This window comes from Erwinia sp. ErVv1 (genome assembly GCF_900068895.1).
Classification (GTDB): Bacteria; Pseudomonadota; Gammaproteobacteria; order Enterobacterales; family Enterobacteriaceae; genus Erwinia.
Map to the genome: position 1 here is coordinate 158946 of NZ_CDPK01000012.1, position 285 is coordinate 159230.

Below are 285 nucleotides of genomic sequence, written 5' to 3' on the forward strand. Positions count from 1 at the left end.
GATAAACGCGTTCTGGGTCGGCTTACCCGGCTTAATAAATTCCAGCATCACACCATGATCTTCAGCCCATTGCGCCAGAGCCAGTGATACCCGTTCCGGCCCATTATCCATCCGCATCTTCAGCGGATATCCACGGGTTGCTGCTATCCTGTCCAGCACCCGGACGACCCGCTGCGCCGTGATATTCAGGTCAGTTTCGATAGCCAGAGCTTCACGGTTAAAATCATCCACGACGTTGAAAGTCCGAAAACGTCGGCCGCATGTCAGCGCGTCGTGCATAAAATC

Annotated in this window: 1 protein-coding gene; it reads right to left on the reverse strand. The window is 54.0% G+C overall.

The features are described 5' to 3' along the window. A partial coding sequence (locus A1830_RS21655; protein WP_369815716.1) for a DDE-type integrase/transposase/recombinase occupies positions 1-285 on the reverse strand: 285 nt, incomplete at both ends.